We start from the raw sequence: 22036 nt of genomic DNA, 5'->3' as shown, positions 1-22036 counted from the left end.
CTCGTGTTGAGGGAGCTGAATGATGGCGGTAGCGCCGTGCGCGGAGAATTCGTTAGTTGCTATGGAAGCGATAGGCACCGCAGATGCGGCGCCGGCGATGTGATTGCGGTCTCCGATGGCGTGGGCGATGCATTGCAAGTTCGACGACACACAGCGCATGCGCAAGCCGGCAACGGAAAACCGACATCAAAATGTAGACGCTGCCGGCGAAGCTGCCGTGCCGTTCGCGCCGAGCGCAGCTGCACTGCGCGCATCGCGCGCCGCCGCCAACCCAGGAGAGATCCGATGCATGACCCCACGACCGTGCCTGCAGAAACGCGCCGCTCGGGCGCACGCGGCGCGCTGCGCTGGATCGCGCTGTTGCTGCTGTGCATGGCCGCCTTCCTCGCCGAGGCGGCCACGGCGACGCGCAGCTTCGCGCATCCCGGCTTGCTGCACAGCGCACAGGATCTGGCCCGGATCCAGGAAAGACTCAGCGTCTCCGCCGCACCTTGGCAGGCGGGATGGGAACGGCTGACCGCCAACCCGCATGCCTCGCTGGACTGGAAGCCGCGCCCTGCGGAGATCGTCTACCGCGGCTACGACGGCCAGCACCCGGAGAACTACGCGCAGCTGTACCGGGATGCCGCGGCCACCTATGCATTGGCGCTGCGCTGGAAGCTCGGCGGCGACAGCCGCTATGCCGACAAGGCGGTGGAGATCATGAACGCCTGGTCGGGCAAGCTCACCGCGATCCGCGGAACCAGCGACGCAGCGCTGGCCGCCGGCATCTACGGCTACCAATTCGCCAATGCCGGCGAGCTGATGCGCGACTACACCGGCTGGAACAGGGACGACTTCAATCGCTTCAAGCAGATGATGCTGGACGTGTTCTATCCGATCAATCACGACTTCCTGGTCCGCCACAACAATGCGCAGATCGACCACTACTGGGCGAACTGGGATCTGGCGCAACTCAATGCCATCCTCGCCATCGGCGTGCTCACCGACCGCGCGGATCTGTACGACGAGGCGATCGACTACTTCGAGCACGGCGCCGGCAACGGCAGCCTGGCCAAGGCGATCTGGAAGCTGTATCCGGCGCAGGGCATGGGCCAGGTGCAGGAGAGTGGGCGCGACCAGGGCCATGCCACGCTGGTGATCGCCCTGCTCGGTTCGCTGTGCCAGATGGCCTGGAGCCAGGGCGACGACCTGTTCGGCTACGACGACAACCGCGTGCTCAAGGGCGCCGAGTACGTGGCCGCCTACAACGTCTGCGACACCGATGGCGATCGCTGCGACGACACCCTGGTGCTGCCGTACACCACCTACAGCAACAGCGATGTCACGCAGACGACGCTCTCGCCGAACGGGCGCGGCACGCTGCGCCCGGAGTGGGAACTGCTGTACAACCACTACGTGGTGCTGAAAGGCATGAAAGCGCCGTACCTGACCAGATTCGCCGCCAAGGTCCGCGCCGAAGGCGGCGGCGGCGACTACGGCCCCAACAGCGGCGGCTACGACCAGCTCGGCTACGGCACCTTGCTGTACAGCCTGCAGCAGACGCCATAGCGCCGGCCGGCGCGATCGCTAGCCGATCACCCGCTTGAACGGCGGCAGCGCATCGATGATGCGCTTGCCGTAGCGCTTGGTCAGCAGGCGCGAGTCGAGAATGATGACCCGGCCGTGGTCGCTGGAACTGCGGATCAGGCGCCCGGCGAACTGGGTCAGCGTGCGCAGCGCGTGCGGCACCGCGATCAGGTTGAAGGCGTTGAGGCCGCGGCTTTCGAACCACTCGCCGAGGGTGGCGGTCTGCGGGTCGGTCGGCACCGCGAACGGCACCTGGGTGATGACCACGGTGGTGCAGGCCTCGCCTGGCAGGTCCAGGCCTTCGCCGAAGGAATTCAGGCCGAACAGCACCGAGCCTTCGCCGGCGCCGATGCGGCGCATGTGCTCGCCGATCATCTGCGACTTGGAGCCCTCGCCCTGCACCAGCACCCGGTTGCGCTGCGCGATCGGCAACAGGTCGGCGACCTTGAGCATCTTCCAGCGCGAGGTGAACAGCACGATCGAGCCCTTGCCCCAGTCCAGCTCCTTGACCAGGTAGCGCGCGACCTCGCGCGGATGGCCCTCGCGGTCGTCCGGCGCCACCGGGAATTTCGGCACGATCAGTTCGGCCTGGTTGGGCAGGTCGAACGGCGAGGACAGCGACACCATCTCGGCATGCGCGGGCAGGCCGTTGTCGATCGCCAGCGCCTGGAAGTCGCCGCCGCCGGTCAGCGTGGCCGAGGTCAGCACCGCCGAGTCCACTTCGCTCCACAGCAGCGCGCGCAGCACCTGCGCGGCCGACACCGGCGAGCAATGGCAGACCAGGTCGGCATCGCGCGAGGCGGTGATCCAGCGCGCCATCGGCGCCTGCCCGTCCTGGTCCTCGCGGCGCCAGCCCAGCCACAGCGCGTACTGTTGTTCGACCATCTCCAGGGCCATGCCCAGGCTGCGCTGCAGGCGCTCCTTGGCCGCATCCTCCTGCTTGGACTTGGCCACCAGTTGATGCGCGGCCTGCACCCAGTTGAGCAGCGCGGCGGTGTCCTGCGCCTGCGCATCGATGAGCGGCTTCCAGTCCTCGGGCAGGCGCCCGTTGGGCGCGCGCCACATCGGCTCCTCCTGGCCCGGGTCCGGCACCCAGGCGCGCTCGATCTCGGCGCGGAACGCCTTCAGCCCCTTGCTGACCCGCGTCGCCAGCTCGACCGCCTCGTTCGGCAGCTGGTTGCCGATGGTGTCCTTGTCGGCCAGCCGGTAGGCGGCGCCGACCAGCGCCTGCAGCCGCCCGGTGCGCCGCGCCATGTCGTCCAGCGCCAGGTTGGCCGCGCCCTGGTCGATGGCGACGCCGGCGATGTGGTGGCCTTCGTCGAGCACCAGCAGCATGTCCGCCGGCGGTGCGATCAGCGGCTGGCCGTTGTCGCTGTCGCCCAGCGCCAGCGCCGACAGCAGCAGCGCGTGGTTGGTGACCACGATCTGCGCCTCGCGCACGTCGCTGCGCGCCTTCAGCACCGGGCATTGCACCGCGAACGAGCAGCGGCGCCCGGCGCAGCCGGCGGCGTTGGTGGTGATGCGCGCGCGCAGCGACGCCGGGATCGGCTCCGGCGCGGTATCCAGGTCGCCGTTCCAGGTCTTGTCGGCGTAGGCCTTGGCCAGCGCGCGCGCCTGCTCGGCCTCGGCAGGGCTCAGCGGGCGGTCGTACAGCGGCGCCTCGTCCTCGAACATGCTGTTCTGCGCGGCTTCGCCATGCAGCTCGGCGACGTTGCGCGCGCACAGGTAGCGGGTGCGGCCCTTGGCCAGCGCCACCGTCGCCTCGATGCCGGTGGCCTTGAGGAAGGCGGGGATGTCGCGCTCCACCAGCTGCGACTGCAGCGCCACGGTGCCGGTGCTGATGACCAGCTTCTTCTTGCTGGCCAGCGCGATCGGCACGCCGGCGGTGAGATAGCCCAGGCTCTTGCCGACCCCGGTCGGCGCCTCGGCCACGCCGACCCCGCCGGAGGTGCCCAGCGCGCGCGACACCACCCCGATCATCTGGCTCTGCGCGCGGCGCACGCGGAAACCGGGGGTGTTGGCCTGCAGCTTGGTGTAGGCGTCGCGGATCGCCAGTTTCAGCGGCTCGGTCAGCTCGCGCTGGGGCTTGTCGGCGGCGCGGGCCGCGGCCGCTGTGGCGTCATCGTTCATGCCGGCATTTTCTCACGTCTGGTCGCAGCCATCGCGACCCGGCGTGCATCTGCCGCTCGGTCAGTCCGGCGCCGCCGCGCGCTTGCGCGGCAAGGTCAGCCACAAGGCCTGCAGCAGCAGCGCCACGCCGATCGCGAACAGCACGTCCTGCAGCAGCTTGATCGCCGTGTCCGCCCACATGTCGCCGGAGAAACCGGTGATCAGCCGCACCAGGGCCACCACTGCCACCAGAAACAGCGGCAGCAGCACGTTGGCCAGCAGCACCACCAATCCCCATTGCAACAGGGTACGCGGGCGACCGGGTGCGCAGCGCAACAGCAGCAGGAACCCGAGCAGCAGGATGCCGAACTTCACGGCCAGGCCGACGCTGCCGGCCAGCAGCGCAAAATCCACGAAATGGTCAAGGCGCATCGGGATCGTTCCGGCTACGGTAGGCGCCGACGGATGGTAACAGCGCCAACCGCTGCAGCGTCCAATGCCGACGACGCGCCTAGCGCGGCAAGGCGAGCCGCAACGCCAGCACCACCAGCAGCATCGCCACCGCATGCAGCAGGGTGAACACCGCCTGCAGGATGCCGTACCAGACCGCGTAGCTGGAGAAGCTGCCGCCCTGCGCGATGACCCACATCGGCAGCAGCGAGGTCACCGTGCCGCACAGCCCGCCGAGCAGCAGCAGGCTCAATCCCCACAGGCCCAGCGTGCGCGCGCGGCCGGGACGGCGCGTGGCCAGCAGCACCAGGCCGGTGCCGAGCACGATCAGGATCGGCAGCTGGAAGCCCACCGTGGTCAACAGCTGCATCACGAATCCATCGTCCATGGCAATCTCCATCGAGCTACGAAAGGAAGCGCCGCGGCGCCGGGGTCAGTCGGCGCTGACCAGCACTGCGTCGCGCGCGCGCAGCGCGGCGTAGACCGGATCGGTGTCCGGGCGCACGCCATGCCAGCGCTCGAAGCTCTCCGCCGCCTGCTCGACCAGCATGCCCAGGCCGTCCACGGTGTCGCGGCAATGCGCCGCGCGCGCCCAGGCCAGGAACGGGATCGCGACTTCGCCGTAGTTCAGGTCCACCGCCAGGGTCATGCTGTTGACCAGCGACAGCGGCAGCGAGAAGCCCGCGCTGTCGTCGCGACCGGCGGCGGTGGCGTTGACGATCAGTTCGAAGTCGCCCTGCTCGCGCAGGTCCTCCCAGTAGCGGGAGATGGCGCGCGCCGGATCGCCCAGCGCGTCCACCAGCGCGTCGGCGCGCTCGGGCGAACGGTTGACGATCAGCAACTGCTGCACGCCGGCCTCCAGCAGCGCCGGCGCCACGCCGCGCGCGGCGCCGCCGGCGCCGAGCAGCAACGCGCGGCGGCCGCGCAGGTCCAGGCCGTTGCGCCCGGTCAGGTCGCGCACCAGGCCGGCGCCGTCGGTGTTGTCGCCGTGCCACTGCCCGTCGCGGAAGCTGAGCGTATTGACCGCCCCGGCGCGCTGCGCGCGCTCGCTGTGGATCACGCTGAGCGCATACGCGGCTTCCTTCAACGGCAGGGTCACGTTGGCGCCGACGCCGCCCGCGGCGGCAAACGCCGCCAGCGCTGCCGCGAAGCCGTCCGGCAGCGCGTCGATCGCGTCGTACTGCAGGGCGATGCCGGTCTGCTTGGCGAAGTCGGCATGGATGCGCGGCGACAGCGAGTGGGTGACGGGATGGCCGAACACGGCATAGCGGGATGTGGGCATGGAACGCTCGTTGGTTGTTTTAGACTGGTCGCGACATCCGAAGGAATCCGACATGCGGACCCCCGCCCTGCCGCTCGCGCTGGCCGCGAGTTTACTCTGCGCGCCGTCGGCGTTCGCGCTTTCCGAGTTCGGCATCGAGGGCATGGGCGTGGTCTCGACCAAGGCCGACGAGACCCGCGCCAGCGTTTCCGCGGACGGCCAGCGCATCGTCTGGGCCAGCCCCGACCGCGCCGGCGGGCCCGGCGGCGGCGACCTGTGGCAGGCCACGCTGCGCGATGGCCGCTGGGCCGACCCGCAACCGTTGCCGGCGCCGCTGAACTCGGCCAGCGCCGACACCGACCCGTTCTTCAGCGCCGACGGGCACTGGCTGTACTTCGCCTCCGACCGGCCCGGCGGCCACGGCGGCAGCGACCTGTACCGCGCCGCGCTGCTGGCCGACGGCCGCTACGGCCCGCCGCAGAACCTGGGCGCGGCGGTGAATTCGCGCGGCGACGAGCGCGCGCCGGCGCTGTCGCTGGACGGCACCCGGCTACTGTTCGCCAGCGACGGCCACGGCGGCGCCGGCGGCCTGGACCTGTTCGTGGCACAACTGCAAGGCCAGGCCTTCGCCCAGCCGCAGGCGCTGGAAGGGATTAACAGCGCCGACGACGAGACCGATGCGGCCTGGCTGGGCGACGGCCGCGCGCTGCTGTTCGCGCGGGCGCGCAAGGCGCAAGGCACGCAGCTGTTGCTGGCGCAGTGCGGCGGCGGGCACTACCTGCAGCCGCAGCCGCTGGCGCTGTCGTTCAACAGCGCCGACGGCGATACGCGCGGTGCGGTGCTGGACGTGTCCAAGCCGACAGAACTGCTGGTCGCCGGCAGCGCGCGCGCACCGAAGGCCGGCCAGCGCGACCTGTACCGGATGAAGGCGCCGGTGGCGAGCGGCAGCGGCGATTGTGCGGGTGTGCGCTGATTGGCGATGGCGTCGCTGCCGAAAAGTGCGGTCGCCGCATCTGCGTATCCAACGCTGCCGGAACGGTCGCTGCGATGATCGCCGATGCAGTTGGTCGCGGCTGAAGCCGCTCCTACAAAAAGCAGCAGATGCGCGCCGCTCTCTGCAGGAGCGGCTTCAGCCGCAACGGGCGTAGCGATGGACACAACGCGACCGGATTCGGTCCAGGCCAAGAAACCAGCCTGAACCGTTGCAGCCGCGCCGGCACACCTCAGTACACATCGCGCCGATACCGCCCTTCGGCGCTGAGCGCATCCAGCGCCTCCTCGCCCAGGATCTCGCGCAAGGCCGCGTCCACGCCGCGGGCCATGCTGTCCAGGCTGCCGCAGACGTGCAGCGTGGCGCCGCGCGCGAGCCAGGCGCGCACTTCGTCGGCGGCATCGCGCAGGCGGTCCTGCACGTAGACCTTGCCTGGCTGGTCGCGCGAGAACGCCAGGTCCAGGCGCTGCAGGTGGCCGCTGTCCCGCCATGCCTGCAGCTCCGCGCCGAACAGCGCGTCGTGCGCCGCGTTGCGCTCGCCGAACAGCAGCCAGTGGCCATGCACGCCGGCGTGCTCGGCTTCGCGCAGCAGGCTGCGCAGGCCGGCGATGCCGGTGCCGTTGCCGATCAACAGCAGCGGCGCATCGCCATGGCGGCGGAACCCGGGGTTGGCGCGCACCCGCGCCTGCACCACGGCGCCCGGCGGCGCATGCAGGCACAGCCAGCCCGAGCCCAGGCCGGCGCTGCCGTCGCTGCGCCGGGTCAGCCGCACCACCAGTTGCAGCAGGCCGTCGGCCGGCACCGAGGCGATCGAGTATTCGCGCAGCGGCAGCTGCGGCAGCGTGTCCAGCCAGGCCTGCGGATCGTGCGGGTGCGCGGATGGCACCGGCAGTTCGCGATCGGCCAGCGCCGCCGGCAGCGGCAGCGCCACGCCGTCCGCGCGCACCGGCGTGTCGGCGGCCACCCCATGCGCGGCGAGCCAGGCGCGCACGACGTCATCGGCGTGGCGGGGCTGCACCTCCAGGATGTCGCCCGCCTGCCAGTGCGCCTGCGCCGGCGGCAGCAGATCGATGCGCCACACCGGCGCACCGGCGCTGCCGGGATTGAGCAGCGCGCGGCCGGCCAGGCGCCATTCCAGCGACGGCGGCGCCTGCAGTTCCGGCGCCGCGGCGGTCACGCCGGTGACCGCGGACAACTGCCGCTGCCACTGCGCCAGCGCCTGCGGATCGGCATTGTCCACTTCCACCGCCGGAAACAGCGCCTGCGCGCCCTGCGCGGCCAGCCACTGCTCCAGCCGCCGCGAGAACCCGCAGAAGCGCGCGTACTGGCGATCGCCCAGCGCCAGCAGCGCATAGCCCAGCTCGGGCAGCGCCTGCGCCTGGCGCAGCACCTTCTTTTCGAAGGCGCGGGCCGGGTCCGGCGCCTCGCCGTCGCCGAAGGTGCTGACCACGAACAGCGCACGCCGCGCACCGCGCAGCTGCGCGGCGTCCAGCTGCGCCAGCGACTGCACCTGCACCGGCAGCCCGGCCGCCTGCAATTGGCCGGCGGCCTGCCAGGCCAGGCGCTCGGCGAAGCCGCTCTGGCTGGCGAAGCCCACCAGCCACGGCTCGGCGGCGGCGGCCGGCGCGGGCGACGCCAGGCCGCGCCGCGCATCGTGCAGCGCGCGCTTCTTGCGCCGCCGGTCCAGGTACAACAGCCAGCCGGTGACGAAGAACAGCGACATGCACAGGCTCGCCAGCATCACCACCACGCGCCCGGCCAGGCCGAAGAAGCTGCCGGTATGCAGGGCGAACACGCTGCTCAGCAACTGCCGGCCCAGCGGCTGCTGCCGGTAGTCCAGGCGACGCAGGATGCGGCCGCTGCGCGGATCGATCTCCAGGCCGTCGAACGCCCGGCTGTGCACCGGATCCGGCGCCAGGTAACGCGCGATCAGCGGCTGCCCGGCACGGCCGGGCAGGCGCAGGTCCAGGTAGGCGCGGCGCACGCCCGGCACCGCGTCGAGCGCGGCCTGCAGCCGCGCGTAGTCCAGCGCCGGCGGCTTGCCGCCGCGGCCGCCGCCGGCCTCGTCGGCGCGTTCGCCGCCGAGCACCGCCACCAGCCCTTGCCGGTACCAGTCGTAGGACCAGTACAGCCCGGTCAGCGCGATCAGCAGGTAGATCGCCAGGCACCAGGTGCCGATCACCGAATGCAAGCTCCACAGGAAGCTCCTTCCCTGCCGCTTCCATTCCACCGCCCACCACGCGCGCCAGCTCCACCACTGCCGCGGCCAGCGCAGGTAAAGCCCGGACAGGCAGAAGAAGATCAGCGCGATCGCGCAGGCGCCGGTGACGGCCTTGCCGCGTTCGCCGGCGGCCAGGCGCCGATGCAGGTCCTCGACGAATTCGAACAGCCCGGTCAGCCGCGGCTCCGGCACGGCCTGCCCGGTGTAGGGATCGAAGTAGAGGCGGCCGGCGTCGCGGCCGGCCAGGCGCAGGTTGGACGGACGCGTGCCGGTGGGGTCGATCAGCAGGCGGGTGCTGCGGTGCGCGCCGCCCAGGTCCAGGCGCCGCGCCAGTTCGGCCAGCGGCAGCGGCGACTCGCCGGCGGCGTGGCGCGCGGCCACCTCGGCCAGCGGCGGGTTGGCCCAGCGCACGATCTCGTCCTCGAACGCCAGCGTGGCCCCGCTCAGGCCCATCACCGACAGCACCAGCCCGGCACTGATGCCGAGCAGCCAGTGCAGCTGGAACAACAGCGTCTTGGTCACGGGCAGGACACGGTCGGAAGGCGGCCGGGCATTGTAAATGAGAATGCTTATCGGATCCGCACTGCGCCGATCTTTCCGCGTCTACCGGCAAGCGTGACCAGCGCCGCAGTTGCCATGCGCGCCACATCCAACCGTCACCGCAGCGACATCCGCCCTCGCCAGTTTCTTCACTCCCCTGGCTAGCGAGGTATCCCCCGATGTCCTTCTCCCTGCGCGGTTGTCTGGTTCTGCTCGGTCTGTTCGCGGCACAAACGGCGATGGCCGCCACCAGTTGCGCCACGCTGTACGCGGGCGGCAAGCCGCCGAGCGTGGACGCCTCGCTGAGCGCGCGCACCACCGAGGTCTGCCACACCGAGTACGTGATCCTGGCCTCGGGCGTGACCAAGGGCCCGCTGTACTCGGCCGAACACCTGACCGACCAGCAGGTCGCCGGCGCCGAGGCGATCGGCCGGGTCGGCTCGTTCCACGAGGAAACCGCCATTCCCGCCGCCGACCGCTCCAAGAGCTCGGACTACACCAACACCGGGTTCGACCGCGGCCACATGACCCCGGCCGGCGACGCCTCCACCGAGAGCTCGGAGAAGGAGACGTTCTCGATGGCCAACGTGGTCCCGCAGGACCACAAGCTCAACACCGGCGAGTGGGCGCGCATCGAGGAGCAGGTGCGGCAGCTGGCCAAGCAGCGCGGCGAGATCTACGTGGTGACCGGCCCGGCCTTCGACGACAACGTAACGACCATCGGCACCGACAAGGTGGAAGTGGCGGACTACGTCTGGAAGGCGGTGTACGAGCCGGGCGTGGGCGCGGCCGCGTACCTGTGCGTGAACGACGACAGCATCAACTGCGACGTGGTGTCGATCGACGACGTGATCACCATGGCCAGCATCGATCCGTTCCCGTCGATCTCCGCGGCGATGAAGTCCACGCCGATCGCGTTGACGATGCCTTGAAAGCCGGGATTCGGGATTCGGGATCTGGGATTCGTAGCCGCGTCGCCTGCTGAGGCTGTGTCGAGACCGTAGGGGCATGTGGAACTGCGAAAGCGGTCTGCAGATGCATTCGCACGCGCAGACCGCATTTCCGCAGACAGGCGGCTCGCCCATCGAATCACCAGCGAATCGCCGCGCACGTGGCTCAGCCCACGTGCGCGGTCATCGCCTCCGCCAGCGCCGCGAACACGGCGCTGCAGGCCGCGCTGCCGCGCAGGTCCTGGTGCATGGTGATCCAGGTGTCCAGGCCCACCCGCACCTGCTGCGGCAGCACCGGCAGCAGGCCCGGCGCGCGCCGCGCCAGCGCCGTCTGGCAGAAGCCGATGCCGCAGCCGGCGCGGATCAGGGCCAACTGCGCCAGGTCGCTGTCGGCACGCAGCGCGAACGCCTCGCGGCGCCACAGCGGCAGCCCCGCGCGCGCGGCACGCAGGAATGGCGTGTCCGCATCGAAACCGACCAGCGCATGCTGCGTCAGCTCGTCCAGACGCTGCGGCGTGCCGTGCCGGGCCAGGTAATCCGGATGGGCGTACAGGCCGAGCGCGATCTCGCCGATGCGGCGGGCGACCAGCAGATCCTGCTCGGGCCGGGTCATGCGTACCGCCACGTCGGCCTCGCGGTGCAGCAGGTCCTGCACGCGATTGCTCAGCACCAGCTCCAGCCGCAGCTGCGGATGCGCGCGGCGCAACCCGGCCAGGACCGGCGGCAGCACTTCGGCGCCGATCACCTCGCTGGCGGAGATCCGCACCGTGCCCTGCACCGCCTGGCCATGGCGGCCGGCCGCGCGCTGCAGCGAGGCGGCGATGCTGCCCATGGCCTGGGCATGGCCGCGCAACGCCAGCGCCGCGTCGGTCGGCAGCAGCCCGCTCTGCGAGCGCACGAACAGCGGCACCGCCAGCGCCTGCTCCAGCGCCGCCACATGCCGGCCGACGGTGGGCTGGGTCAGCGCCAGCGCACGCGCCGCCGCGGACAGCGAGCCCTCCTCCAGCACGGCGAGGAAGGACCGGTACAGCTCCCAACCGATGGCGTTGTCCATACATAAATGTATAGCCGATCGTCGATGTTCGCCAATTCCTTCGCAACGTGGCCGCGGCGACACTGGCCGCCTCCCCCGCAACGGAGCATCCACATGGCAACGACCTCCACCACCGCCCTGGTCCTGGGCGCCACTGGCGGCATCGGCGGCGAGCTGGCGCGCCAGCTGCGCGACGCCGGCTGGCAGGTGCGCGCACTGCAGCGCGGCCTGGCCAGCGCCAACGAAACCCGCGACGGCATCGCCTGGCAGCGCGGCGACGCCATGTGCCGCGAGGACGTGCTGCAGGCCGCGCGCGGCTGCGCGGTGATCGTGCACGCGGTGAATCCGCCCGGTTACCGGCGCTGGTCGGAACTGGTGCTGCCGATGCTCGACAACAGCATCGCCGCGGCCTGCGCCGAACGCGCGACCGTCGTGTTGCCGGGCACGGTCTACAACTACGGCCTGGATGCCTACCCGGCGCCGGACGAAGACGCGGCGCAGGCCCCGGCCACGCGCAAGGGCGCGATCCGGGTCGAGATGGAGCGGCGCCTGCAGGCCGCGACCGCGCACGGGGCGCGGGTCATCGTGGTGCGCGCCGGCGACTTCTTCGGCCCGCGCGTGGGCAACAGCTGGTTCGCGCAAGGCCTGGTGACAGCGGGGCGCCCGATCGCCACGGTGACGCTGCCGGGCGATCCCGGCGTCGGCCACCAGTGGGCGTACGTTCCGGACGTGGCGCGGACCATGCTGCGGCTGCTGCAGCAGCGCGTGGCGCTTCCGGCCTTCGCGCGCCTGCACATGGACGGACACTGGGATGCCGACGGCACGCAGATGGCCGCGGCGATCGCCCGCGTGCTGCAACGCCACGGCATGGCGCCGCCGAAGACCCGCCGCTTCCCGTGGTGGCTGCTGACCCTGGCCGTTGCGTTCCTGCCGCTGGCGCGCGAACTGCGCGAGATGCGCCCGCTGTGGCGGCATCCGCTGCGCATGCGCAACGCGCGCCTGCTGCGCACGCTCGGCGAAGAGCCGCACACGCCGCTGGACGACGCGGTGGAGGCGACGCTGATCGGTCTGGGCTGCCTGCCGGCAGCCGCCTCGATGCCGCTGGCGCAGCCGTCCGCGTAGATGCCGCGCCCGCGCGTTTGCTCTGCGCGCTTCCTGCCTTTGTAGGAGCGGCTTCAGCCGCGACAGATCCTGTCGGAAAGCGTCCGTCGCGGCTGAAGCCGCTCCTACGACACGCGGCACCGTCCGACCCGCCGGCAGCCGCCTCGCTGCCGCTGGCACAGCCATCCGCGCAGGCACCCGCAAGCGGCGGCAGGTTTTCCCCTCACTTCGCCACGCATTTTGGGAGCGACTTCAGTCGCGACGGGCTCTACCGAGAGTGCCCGACGTCGCGACTGAAGTCGCTCCCGCAAAAGACGGCATCGTCCGGATCGAAATGCTCCGACAGGCCCTACGTGTCCGCCTCAGCGCGCCTCGCGCAGCCAGCGCGCCACCTGCGGCGCGAAGTAGGTCAGCACGCCGTCGGCGCCGGCACGCTTGAACGCCATCAGCGATTCCAGCACGCACTTGCGTTCGTCCAGCCAGCCGTTGGCGAAGGCGGCCTTGAGCATCGCGTACTCGCCGCTGACCTGGTAGGCGAAGGTGGGCACGCGGAATTCGTCCTTCACCCGCCGCACCACGTCCAGGTACGGCATGCCGGGCTTGACCATCACCATGTCGGCGCCTTCCTCCAGATCCAGCGCGATCTCGCGCAAGGCCTCGTCGCCGTTGGCCGGGTCCATCTGGTAGGTGCTCTTGTCGGCCTTGCCGAGGTTGCCGGCGCTGCCGACCGCGTCGCGGAACGGGCCGTAGAACGCCGAGGCGTACTTGGCCGAGTAGGCCATGATGCGCACGTGCAGGTGCTGGTCGGCATCCAGCGCGCGGCGGATCGCGCCGATGCGCCCGTCCATCATGTCCGAGGGCGAGACGATGTCCACGCCGGCCTGCGCATGCGACAGCGACTGCTTGACCAGCGCCTCGACGGTGATGTCGTTGAGCACGTAGCCGTGCGCGTCGATGATGCCGTCCTGGCCATGGGTGGTGTACGGATCCAGCGCCACGTCGGTCATCACCCCCAGTTCGGGGAAGCGCGCCTTCAGCGCGCGCACCGCGCGCTGCGCCAGGCCGTCCTCGTTCCAGGCTTCGGCCGCGTCCAGGCTCTTGCCGGACGGGTCGATCACCGGGAACAGGTCGATCACCGGGATGCCCAGTTCCAGCGCGGTCTCGGCCTCCTTCAGCAATTCGTCGATCGACAGCCGCGCCACCCCGGGCATCGAGGCGATCGGCGCGCGCCCGGGCAGCTCGTGCACGAACACCGGCCAGATCAGGTCGTCGGCGGTCAGGGTGTGCTCGCGCATCAGCCGGCGCGAGAAGTCGTCGCGGCGCATGCGCCGGGGGCGGTAATGGGGATGGGCCACGTGCAGGCTCCTGCTGGGACGGATCGGGCGTCGCACGGGACGGCAGCGGCAGCCGGGCGCCCCGGACCGCGCCGCACGCACCGGCGCGAACGGGAGCGGCCGCCACGCGGCGGCCGTCAGCGCGGAATGTTACGCCTGCCGGCCGCAATCGGACGCCGGCCGCTGCAACACAGCATGCCGCCGTGCCCGGCGGCCACGCGCGGGCCAGCGCTCAGATCAGGCCGCCACCCAGGCTCAGCCGGATCACCCCGACCACGATCACCAGGCCGTTGAGGATCAGCCCGGTCTTGGCGCGGCCGCGATTGGGCGCCGAGGTGAACAGCAGGCCGATCGCGGCGATGATCGCGCCGACCGCGGCAAACGGGATCACGAACCAGTTGCCCCAGCCCAGCAGCGGGATGAAGGCCAGGATCATCCACAGCAACGCCACGATGCCCCACAACAGACTGATCAAGCCCATGCCGCCGCCCTTCGCTCAATGCCAGTGCGCACCATAGCGCGCGGCCCTGCCGGCGCAAGCCAACTCTTGGCACGGGGCTCACGACGGGCGTGCCACGGTGGCGCGGCGATGGCGGGTGCGTCGCGGTTCACCGATCGCGCCTATCATCGCCTCGTATCCGATCCGCGGGGGGTAATGCCATGAACGTCCGACCGCTGTTGCCGCTGGCGCTGCTGTTCGCGCTGGCCGGCTGCGCCAGTTCCTCCAAGGTCATGGTCGGCGCGCCGCGTCCGCCGATCGACCCGGCCCTGGTCCAGATCTATTCGACCCCGCCGCTGGGCGCGGTCGACATCGCCCAGCTCGAGTCGTCCAGCGCCGCCGGCTTCGGCACCCAGGGCCAGACCGATGCGGCGATGGCGCGGCTCAAGCGCGAGGCGGCCAAGCTCGGCGCCAACGGCGTGGTGCTGATGGGCGTGGCCTCGCAGCGCTCGGGCGGCGGCGTCTCGGTCGGCGCCGGCAGCTACGGCGGCCACGTCGGCGGCGGCCTGGGCATCGGCATCCCGACCACGCAGAAACGCGCCGCCGGCATGGCGATCTGGGTCCCGCCGGGGGCGCAGGCGCCGGCAGCGCCGCAGCCCCAGCAGCCGGTGCCGCCGCAGGAACGCTGAGTCTTTCGGGGGCAGTGCACCTGGCCGCTTCCGCTGTCGGAGCGCCGGGCTCCTCCGACAATCGGCCAGGGACGGCTCTGCGGCCGGCCAACGCCGGTCCGGCTCCGGCACCCGGCCGTACCGCCCCCTGGGCTGGCGCAGCGGCCCTGGCACAGGCGACCGTCGCCCGGAACCCTTGGTAAGCTATTGGCCGGGTTATAGTATTCCCCGACCCTCGGGTATATTCAGTGGCCGCGTCCGGCCTCGCGTCCGGACCCGCAAGGGTCATGACACCTCGATAGTCTGAGCACCCGGGATGGACCGTCTTTGACAGAAGGACTCGTTATGAAGCGCTGGATATGGATATTGGTCGCATTCTTCGGGCTGCAGGTGACGGCCGAAGCAGCGGGTTTCTACGTTCCCCTGGCCTGCCGCGACGATGATCCCTTCGTGTTCTGCACGCAGGGATGCAAGGACCAGGACAAGAACTGGATTCCGATCAGTCCGATCAGCGGGACCTGGATCGCCGCACCGGGATACTGTCCCTACCCGACCACCGGCACATGCTGTTTCGGCTATGTCTGCTTCCTCCCATGGACGCAGACGGCAGTGACCGCCGTCGGGCAGTACATGAGCGTGTGCCCCGTCGCCCGCAAAGAAGGCAACTGGAAGAACACGGACGGGCGCCGCCCCGAGAGCGTTCCCTACGATCATTGACCCGGCTGCGGAGCCTGCGCGCCGGCGGCGATCGTCACGCTGGAGCAGTTGAGGTCCATCCGCCCGGCCGCCAGCAAGGAGGGCGAGCGGAGCGGGAAGACGGGCGCCGCCGGAAATCGTGCCGGACGCGCACCGAGCCGCCTGCCAGGCTGCCGCTGCGCCGGCGGCGCAGCGGCAGGCCGGTTCACTTGCGCTGCGCGGGCACGAACACCTCGTCCACCGCGGTGGCCAGCTGGTCCGGCGGCAGCAGGCCCTGGTCGAGCAGGAAGTTGTTGAACTTCAGCCGGTCGAACTTCGCGCCCAGCGCCAGTTCGGTGCGCATGCGCAGTTCCATGATCCGGCTGTAGCCGTAGAAGTAGCTGCCGGCCTGGCCGGGCGCACGCATCATGTAGCGGTCCAGTTCCTGCCGCGCCATCGCCGGCGACAGGCCGACGTCGTTCTCCAGCACCAGCCGCGCGCGCTCGCGGTCGGTCAGGCCCAGGTTGAGCATCGGGTCGAGCATGGCGCGCGCGGCGCGCAGCAGGCGGAACTGCAGCGCGATCAGCTGCCCGTCCAGCGGCTCGTACGGCACCAGTTCGGCCTCGGCGTACAGCGCCCAGCCCTCGACGTTGACCGAGTTGAACGCGAACATGCTGCGCGCCAGCGACACGCCGCGCTCGACCATCGCGGTGAACTGCAGCTCGTGGCCGGGCCGGCCCTCGTGCGCGCTCAATGTCCATGCCGCCGAGCCGAAGTTGAAGTCGTCGTAGTGCTCGCCCTTGCCGGCGGCGTCGGGATTGCCCAGCGGCAGCACGAAGGTGCCCTGCTCGCCGGTGTTGCCGACCAGCGGCGCCGGACGGAAATGCGGCGCCGGCTGCGCCGCGCTCTCGGCCGCCGAGCCCAGCCGCATCTGCATCGGCCGCTGCGGCACGTCGACGATGCGCTGCTGGCGGATGATCGGGTCGATCTGTTCGATGACGCCGCGGTAGTGGGTCTCCAGCTTGTCGTTGGCGATGGTGTCGCGCTTGAGCGCGCGGATCACCGCGCGGTAGTCGCCGGGATCGTCGACCTTCAGGCCCTTGGCCTTGGCCACCAGCGGCGCCAGCTGCTGCATCGCCGCGCGGGTCTCCATGAATTCCAGCTGCGCGCGCTGCATCAGCAGCTGCGGCGCGATGTCGATGCCGACCTGCTTGAGCTGGAAGGCGTACAGCTCCGGCGGCAGGCGCGCGTCCTCGCGCGCCTTCGGCAGCACCACCTTGCGCGTCCATGCGGCGTAATCCTTGAACTGTTTGTCCATCGCCGCCAGCGCCGGTTCGGCGCCGTCGACCTTGTAGGTCGCGAACAGTTCGCGAATGCCCTTGGCATAGGTGTCCACGTTGCTCAGGGCCTGCTCGACCTCGCGCCGGGTCGGCGGCAGCAGCGCGCCGTCGGCGAGTTTTTCCTCGTAGCGCTGGCGCGCCAGCAGCAAGCTGGAGGTGCTGCCGGGCGCCAGGCCGACGTAGCGCTGCAATCGGTCCAGCGCCTTGCTCCTGCGTGCCGCCGGCACCTGTTCGGACAGCAGGTTGTTGATCCCGCCGAACACCATCTGCGGCGCATCGCGCCATGGCAGCATCAGCCGCTCGTTCAGCGCGCTGCCTTCGATCGCCTGGTCGGCGGCGTGGACCATGATCGCCAGGTCCTGGCGCACGTCGGGGTCGCGCTCGACCTGCAGCTTCTCCTGCAGCGCGCGCCTGGCGGCGGCGATCGCGTCGCGATAGCGGCGGCCGTTGTCGGGACCCAGGTCGGTGACCTTGTCGTCGTAACCGGGCACGCCGAAGAAGCTGACTTCCTCGGGCTGGAACGGCGCCTGCGCCTGCAACAGGATCTGCGCGAATTCGTTGCTGCGCGTCACCCATGCCGGGCTGGCGGCCTGGGCCGTAGCCTTCGCCGGAGCGGTCTGCGCCAGCAAGGGCAGCGGTGCGGCCAGGGCCAGCGCGATGGCGAGGACGAGTGGCTTCATCGGTGGATCTCCAGCGGGACGATGCGGCGACCGTACGCGGCGCGCGCAGTGCCGGCAACCTGCCGTAGGTCATGGCCGCGCATGGGCGGACGCCGCCACGCCCGCCAGATGCAAGCGCCAGGTGCAGCGACCGGCCGCGCGCGACGGCCGCCGCGCGGCCGCGAACCGCACACCCGCGCCGCCTGCGGCGTGCACGGCTGCGACAGCACGCGGCGCCGCAACCATTCCGTGCGCGCGCAACATGTCTACCTGGCGCTACGGTCGGCCGGCCTGGGGTCTGCCGTCGCCTGCACCGCCAACCACCCGCGTGCGCCTAGTGCGCGCTGCCGGCCTCGACCGGCTCGGCCGGATCCGCCCCGGTCTGCGCTTCGTTGGCGGCATCCACGTCGGGATCGGACTCGGCATCGGTTTCGCCGGCGTCGTCCAGCCCGGACTCGTCGCTGTCGAGCAGCGGGATCGCCTCGCCGGCATCGGGCAGCACCTGCAGCGTCGTGTAATGCCATTCGCCGGCATGGCGCTCGGCCTCGATGTACAAGGTGCCGTTGCCGCGCGCGCCATGCAGCGACACGCTGAGGTTGGCGCTGCCGCTGCCGTTGCTGGTGGAAATGCTGCCGCTGGGCACGATCCCGTCCTTGATCGGCGCGCCCAGCGCGTCGATCACCCGTTGGTCCTGCTGTGCGGCGGTCACCCCGACGCGGTACGGCTCGGACGACTTGGTGACGCGCGCGATGCCCATCACGAACACCGCGATCGAGGACAGCAGCAGCGCGCCGAGCAGCAACGCCAGCAGCGGCACCGCCCATTTCCAGTGGCGCGCCCACCAGCCCTTCCGCACCGCTGCCGGCGGCGCGGCGGCAGTGTCAGGCAAGGGCGACCCGGGCAGCGGTGGCGGGGTGGACATGCGGAACTCCTTTTCGGCGAGTGGGGGTGCGCGTGGCGATCAAGGCTTCAGGCAGCGCGCCAGGAACGCTTCGGTGGTGCGGTAGCGGTGCAGCGCGTTGCTGCCGGACAGGCCGTGCTTGGCGCCAGGATAGGTCATCAGCTCGAACAGCTTGCCGCGCTTCTGCAGCTCGCTCATCAGCGAGGTGGAGTTGGTGAACAGCACGTTGTCGTCGGCCATGCCGTGGATCAGCAGCAGCGGCGAGTTCAGGCCGTCCAGATGCGCGGCCACGCGGCCGTCGCGGTAGCCGTCGGGATTGGCCGCGGGCAGGTTCATGTAGCGCTCGGTGTAGTGGCTGTCGTACAGCGCCCAATCGGTCACCGGCGCGCCGGCCACGCCGCAGGCATAGGCCTCGCTGTGCTTGGCCAGCAGCATCAGGGTCATGTAGCCGCCGTTGGACCAGCCGTACACGCCGATGCGCGCGGCATCCACCCACGGTTGCGCCTTCAGCCAGGCGACGCCGCGCAGCTGGTCGTCCACTTCCACCGTGCCCTGGCGCTGGTACAGCGCGCCGCCGAAGTCGCGGCCGCGGCGCGGGGTGCCGCGGTTGTCGACCGAGAACACCACGTAGCCGTGCTGCGCCAGGTACTGGTCGAACAGCGCGTCGCCGCGTGCCGGCCAGCCGTCGAGCACGGTCTGCGCGGCCGGGCCGCCGTAGACGTAGACCACCACCGGATAGCGCTTGCTTGGGTCGAAGCCGGCGGGCTTGGTCAGCCGGTAGTGCAGCGGCGTCTTGCCGTCGGCCGCGGTCAGGCTGCCGAACTCGAGCGGACGCTGCGCATCGCGGTACTTCGCATAGGGATGCTGCGGGTCGGCCAGGTCGTTGACCAGCAGCGTGGCGATCTTTTCGCCACTGGCGCGGAACAGCTCGATCTGCGGCGGCGTGGTGGTGTTGGACCAGCTGTCGACGTAGACGCTGGCGTTCTTGGCGAAGCTGGCCGCATGCGTGCCGTTGGGCTTGGACAGCTGCTCGATCGCGCCGCCGGCAAGCGGCACCGCGTAGATCTGGGTCTGGGTCGGCGACGCCTTGGTCGCGGCGAAGTAGACCTTGCCGGCGCCCTCGTCCACCGCCAGCAGTTCGTCCACGATCCAGTCGCCGTGGGTCAGCGGAAGCAATTTGCGGCCGTCTTCCGACGCCAGGTACAGGTGCTCGTAGCCGCTGCGCTCCGAGCCCCAGACGAAACGCCCGTCCTTGAGGAAATGCAGGTCGTGGTTGAGCGGCACCCAGGTCTTGCTGGTCTCGGTGACCAGCACGCGCTGCTTGCCGTTGGCCAGGGTCGCCTCGATCAGCTCGAGCCGCTTCTGGTCGCGCGACTGGCGCTGGAAGGTCAGCCGCTGCGGATCGCGCCAGTCCACCCGCGCCAGGTAGATATCCGGATTCTTGCCCAGGTCGATCCACTGCGGCTGCGCGTCGGCGCGCGGCGCGATCGTGCCCAGCTGGATCCTGACGTTGGGCTGCCCGGCCTGCGGATAGCGCTGCTCGATCACCTCGGTGTGGTCGGCATACACCTCCGGGCGCTTCTGCACCGGCACGGCGGATTCGTCGATGCGCGCGAAGGCGATCGCCGAATCGTCCGGCGCCCACCAGTAGCCGGTGTGGCGGTCCATCTCCTCGTCGGCGACGAACTCGGCCACGCCGTTGCCGATGGTGTCGCTGCCGTCGCGGGTCAACTGGTGCTGCTGGCCGCTGGCCAGGTCGATCACCCACAGGTTGCGCGCGCGCACGAAGCTGACGTAGCCGCCCTTCGGCGAGATCTTCGGATCGGTGGCGAAGCCCTCGCCATGGGTCAGCTTGCGCACCGCGGCGCTGCCGGTCTTGCCCAGGTCGTACAGGTACAGCTCGCCGCCGAGGGGGAACAGCAGCGCATGCGCATCCGGCGCCCATTGGTAGTCGACGATGCCGGCATAGGCGGAAATGCGCTGGCGCTCGCGCCGCGCCTTTTCCTCGTCGCTCAGCGTCTCGGTGCCGGGCAGCACCACCTTCGAGTCCACCAGCAGCCGGGTCTGGCCGCTGGCGATGTCGTATTCCCACAGGTCCAGCTGGTTGCGGTCGCTGTCCTTGCCGCGCAGGAAGGTCACCCGCGAGCCGTCGGGCGCGACCTGCGGCTTCATCAGGGTCGGCCCGGACAGCGGCTTGCTGCCGGTGATGGCCTCCAGGGTCAGTTTCTCGGCGTGCGCGGGAACGATGGGGGTGGCGAGCATGAGGGCGAGAGCGGCGAACAGAGAGCGCATGAAGGTTCCTGGCGGAGCGCCGGGCGCAGCGATGATGCGCGTGCGCCCGGGGGTTGGGAAGCGTGGCGCCGGCCGGCTCAGCGCTGGCCGAACAGGTGCTTGCGTTCGGCGTCGCTGAGCGGCTTGCCGGCGTCCGGGTTGACCTGCTGTTTCAGCGCGTAGGCGCGCTGCGTGGCCGGGCGCGCGCCGATCGCGTCGTGCCAGCGCTTGAGGTGCGGGAACGCGGCGTAGTCGGGGGTGAGCCCGTTGTACACCTCGATCCACGGATAGCTGGCCATGTCGGCGATGCCGTACTCGGCGCCGGCCAGGTACTCGCTGTGCGCCAGGCGCTTGTCGAGCACGCCGTGCAGGCGCCGCACCTCGGCGTTGTAGCGGTCGATCGCGTAGCCGATCTTCTCCGGCGCATAGACGTTGAAATGGCCCATCTGCCCGCTCATCGGGCCGAGCCCGGCCATCTGCCAGAACAGCCACTCCAGCGCGACGATGCGCCCGCGCGGGTCGGCCGGCAGGAAGCGCCCGGTCTTCTCGGCCAGGTACAGCAGGATCGCGCCGGACTCGAACACGCTCTGCGGCGCGCCGCCGTCCGCCGGCGCATGGTCCACGATCGCCGGCATCTTGTTGTTCGGCGAGATCGCCAGGAACTCCGGCGCGAACTGCGCGCCGGCGCCGATGTTGACCGGCTTGATGGCGTAGTCCAGCCCGGCTTCCTCGAGCAGCAGGGTGACCTTGTGGCCGTTGGGCGTGGGCCAGTAGTACAGATCGATCATGGCGGCGGTCCGGGAACGGGGGCGCCCAGTGTAGCCGCGCCCCGCGCTTGGCAGCATCCCGGCGGGCCGGTACCCTGCGCCCTTCCTGCAACGCAGCATTCCGACACGCCATGAGCCCTCCGCGCCCGCCGCAGCCCCGCCTGAATCCGCTGTCCAGCCTGATCTTCGCCTCGCGCTGGCTGCAGCTGCCGCTGTACCTGGGACTGATCGTCGCCCAGGGCGTCTACGTGTTCCTGTTCGGCAAGGAACTGTGGCACCTGATCCACGAGGCGCCGAGCCTGGGCGAGCAGCAGATCATGCTGATCGTGCTCGGCCTGATCGACGTGGTGATGATCTCCAACCTGCTGGTGATGGTCATCGTCGGCGGCTACGAGACCTTCGTGTCGCGGCTGGGCCTGGAAGGCCATCCGGACCAGCCGGAGTGGCTGAGCCACGTCAACGCCAGCGTGCTGAAGGTGAAGCTGGCGCTGTCGATCATCGGCATCTCCTCGATCCACCTGCTCAAGACCTTCATCGCGGTCGGCGCGCTCGAGGGCATGCCGATGTGTTCGCCGGAGCAGCTGGCCAGCGCCGCCACCGCCACCGTGGGCCTGAAGACCTGCGCGACGCTGACCGCCACCGGCGTGCTGTGGCAGACCATCATCCACGGCATCTTCATCCTGTCGGCGATCGGCATCGCCTGGACCGACCGGCTGATGGCCGCGCCGGCGAAACCGGCGCACTGACGTCACGTTTT

19 protein-coding genes are annotated in these 22036 nt (G+C 70.6%); 7 read left to right on the top strand and 12 right to left on the bottom strand.

Translation table 11 applies throughout. The annotated features are described in order from the left end of the window. Nucleotides 1–285 precede the first annotated feature (285 nt). On the top strand, nt 286–1551 hold the full coding sequence (locus tag AB3X10_RS01885) for an alginate lyase family protein (protein WP_369978571.1): 1266 nt from the start codon (nt 286–288) through the stop codon (nt 1549–1551). Between the two features lie 18 nt (nt 1552–1569). On the opposite strand, the gene dinG is transcribed toward AB3X10_RS01885, so the two are convergent. From dinG to aroE, 4 genes are all read right to left on the bottom strand, one after another. After that, on the bottom strand, nt 1570–3699 hold the full coding sequence (dinG, locus tag AB3X10_RS01880) for an ATP-dependent DNA helicase DinG (RefSeq protein WP_369978569.1): 2130 nt from the start codon (nt 3697–3699) through the stop codon (nt 1570–1572). 60 nt (nt 3700–3759) lie between these two features. After that, nucleotides 3760–4110 carry a hypothetical protein gene (locus tag AB3X10_RS01875; RefSeq protein WP_369978567.1) on the bottom strand — a complete coding sequence of 117 codons (351 nt, stop codon included), beginning with the start codon at nt 4108–4110 and terminating at the stop codon, nt 3760–3762. Nucleotides 4111–4189: 79 nt separating this feature from the next. Next, the gene (locus AB3X10_RS01870; RefSeq protein WP_369978565.1) at nt 4190–4516 is read right to left on the bottom strand and encodes a hypothetical protein; all 327 of its coding nucleotides are present in this window, start codon (nt 4514–4516) and stop codon (nt 4190–4192) included. 45 nt (nt 4517–4561) lie between these two features. Next, nucleotides 4562–5410: a shikimate dehydrogenase gene (gene aroE / locus AB3X10_RS01865; protein WP_369978563.1), complete on the bottom strand. Its 849-nt coding sequence runs from the start codon at nt 5408–5410 to the stop codon at nt 4562–4564. A 52-nt stretch (nt 5411–5462) separates the two neighbouring features. Here aroE and AB3X10_RS01860 point away from each other — a divergent pair, with 52 nt between their 5' ends. Further along, nucleotides 5463–6362: a TolB family protein gene (locus AB3X10_RS01860; protein ID WP_369978561.1), complete on the top strand. Its 900-nt coding sequence runs from the start codon at nt 5463–5465 to the stop codon at nt 6360–6362. Between the two features lie 250 nt (nt 6363–6612). Here AB3X10_RS01860 and AB3X10_RS01855 read toward each other — a convergent pair whose 3' ends face one another. Then, complete coding sequence (locus AB3X10_RS01855) at nt 6613–9123, bottom strand: PepSY domain-containing protein (RefSeq protein ID WP_369978559.1); 2511 nt, start codon at nt 9121–9123, stop codon at nt 6613–6615. A 197-nt stretch (nt 9124–9320) separates the two neighbouring features. On the opposite strand from AB3X10_RS01855, the gene AB3X10_RS01850 reads away from it, so the two are divergent. Next, on the top strand, nt 9321–10073 hold the full coding sequence (locus tag AB3X10_RS01850) for a DNA/RNA non-specific endonuclease (RefSeq protein WP_369978557.1): 753 nt from the start codon (nt 9321–9323) through the stop codon (nt 10071–10073). Nucleotides 10074–10257: 184 nt separating this feature from the next. On the opposite strand, the gene AB3X10_RS01845 is transcribed toward AB3X10_RS01850, so the two are convergent. Beyond that, nucleotides 10258–11145 (bottom strand): LysR substrate-binding domain-containing protein, encoded by an 888-nt coding sequence (locus AB3X10_RS01845; RefSeq protein ID WP_369978555.1) that lies wholly within the window; start codon nt 11143–11145, stop codon nt 10258–10260. A 93-nt stretch (nt 11146–11238) separates the two neighbouring features. Between AB3X10_RS01845 and AB3X10_RS01840 the strand changes: the two genes are divergently transcribed. Continuing rightward, nucleotides 11239–12246, top strand: a complete 1008-nt coding sequence (locus tag AB3X10_RS01840) for an NAD-dependent epimerase/dehydratase family protein (protein ID WP_369978553.1) — start codon at nt 11239–11241, stop codon at nt 12244–12246. 341 nt (nt 12247–12587) lie between these two features. Here AB3X10_RS01840 and hemB read toward each other — a convergent pair whose 3' ends face one another. Beyond that, nucleotides 12588–13580, bottom strand: a complete 993-nt coding sequence (gene hemB, locus AB3X10_RS01835; RefSeq protein ID WP_369978551.1) for a porphobilinogen synthase — start codon at nt 13578–13580, stop codon at nt 12588–12590. A 211-nt stretch (nt 13581–13791) separates the two neighbouring features. After that, on the bottom strand, nt 13792–14040 hold the full coding sequence (locus tag AB3X10_RS01830; RefSeq protein WP_369935863.1) for a hypothetical protein: 249 nt from the start codon (nt 14038–14040) through the stop codon (nt 13792–13794). A gap of 179 nt (nt 14041–14219) precedes the next feature. On the opposite strand from AB3X10_RS01830, the gene AB3X10_RS01825 reads away from it, so the two are divergent. Continuing rightward, entirely contained in the window at nt 14220–14687 is a 468-nt protein-coding gene (locus AB3X10_RS01825; RefSeq protein ID WP_369978549.1) for a hypothetical protein, read from the top strand. A gap of 324 nt (nt 14688–15011) precedes the next feature. Then, nucleotides 15012–15383, top strand: coding sequence for a hypothetical protein (locus AB3X10_RS01820; protein WP_369978547.1), 372 nt, complete (start codon nt 15012–15014; stop codon nt 15381–15383). A 184-nt stretch (nt 15384–15567) separates the two neighbouring features. Here the strand turns inward: AB3X10_RS01820 and AB3X10_RS01815 are convergent, their stop codons facing one another. The 4 genes from AB3X10_RS01815 to AB3X10_RS01800 all read right to left on the bottom strand — a co-directional run bounded on the left by AB3X10_RS01815 (nt 15568) and on the right by AB3X10_RS01800 (nt 21300). Then, nucleotides 15568–17361, bottom strand: a complete 1794-nt coding sequence (locus tag AB3X10_RS01815; protein WP_369978545.1) for a DUF885 domain-containing protein — start codon at nt 17359–17361, stop codon at nt 15568–15570. A 313-nt stretch (nt 17362–17674) separates the two neighbouring features. Next, on the bottom strand, nt 17675–18262 hold the full coding sequence (locus AB3X10_RS01810) for a cytochrome c oxidase assembly factor Coa1 family protein (protein ID WP_369978543.1): 588 nt from the start codon (nt 18260–18262) through the stop codon (nt 17675–17677). A gap of 39 nt (nt 18263–18301) precedes the next feature. Further along, nucleotides 18302–20533: a S9 family peptidase gene (locus AB3X10_RS01805; protein ID WP_369978541.1), complete on the bottom strand. Its 2232-nt coding sequence runs from the start codon at nt 20531–20533 to the stop codon at nt 18302–18304. A gap of 77 nt (nt 20534–20610) precedes the next feature. Next, complete coding sequence (locus tag AB3X10_RS01800) at nt 20611–21300, bottom strand: glutathione binding-like protein (RefSeq protein WP_369978539.1); 690 nt, start codon at nt 21298–21300, stop codon at nt 20611–20613. A 110-nt stretch (nt 21301–21410) separates the two neighbouring features. Here AB3X10_RS01800 and AB3X10_RS01795 point away from each other — a divergent pair, with 110 nt between their 5' ends. After that, a complete protein-coding gene (locus AB3X10_RS01795; protein ID WP_369978537.1) occupies nt 21411–22025 on the top strand; it encodes a TIGR00645 family protein in 615 nt (204 codons plus the stop codon). The last annotated feature ends 11 nt before the right edge of the window (nt 22026–22036 follow it).

This window comes from Xanthomonas sp. DAR 80977, from assembly GCF_041240605.1.
Classification (GTDB): domain Bacteria; phylum Pseudomonadota; class Gammaproteobacteria; order Xanthomonadales; family Xanthomonadaceae; genus Xanthomonas_A; species Xanthomonas_A bundabergensis.
Note: the sequence above shows the minus strand (reverse complement) of the source record. Positions and strands in the feature narration are given on the sequence as shown.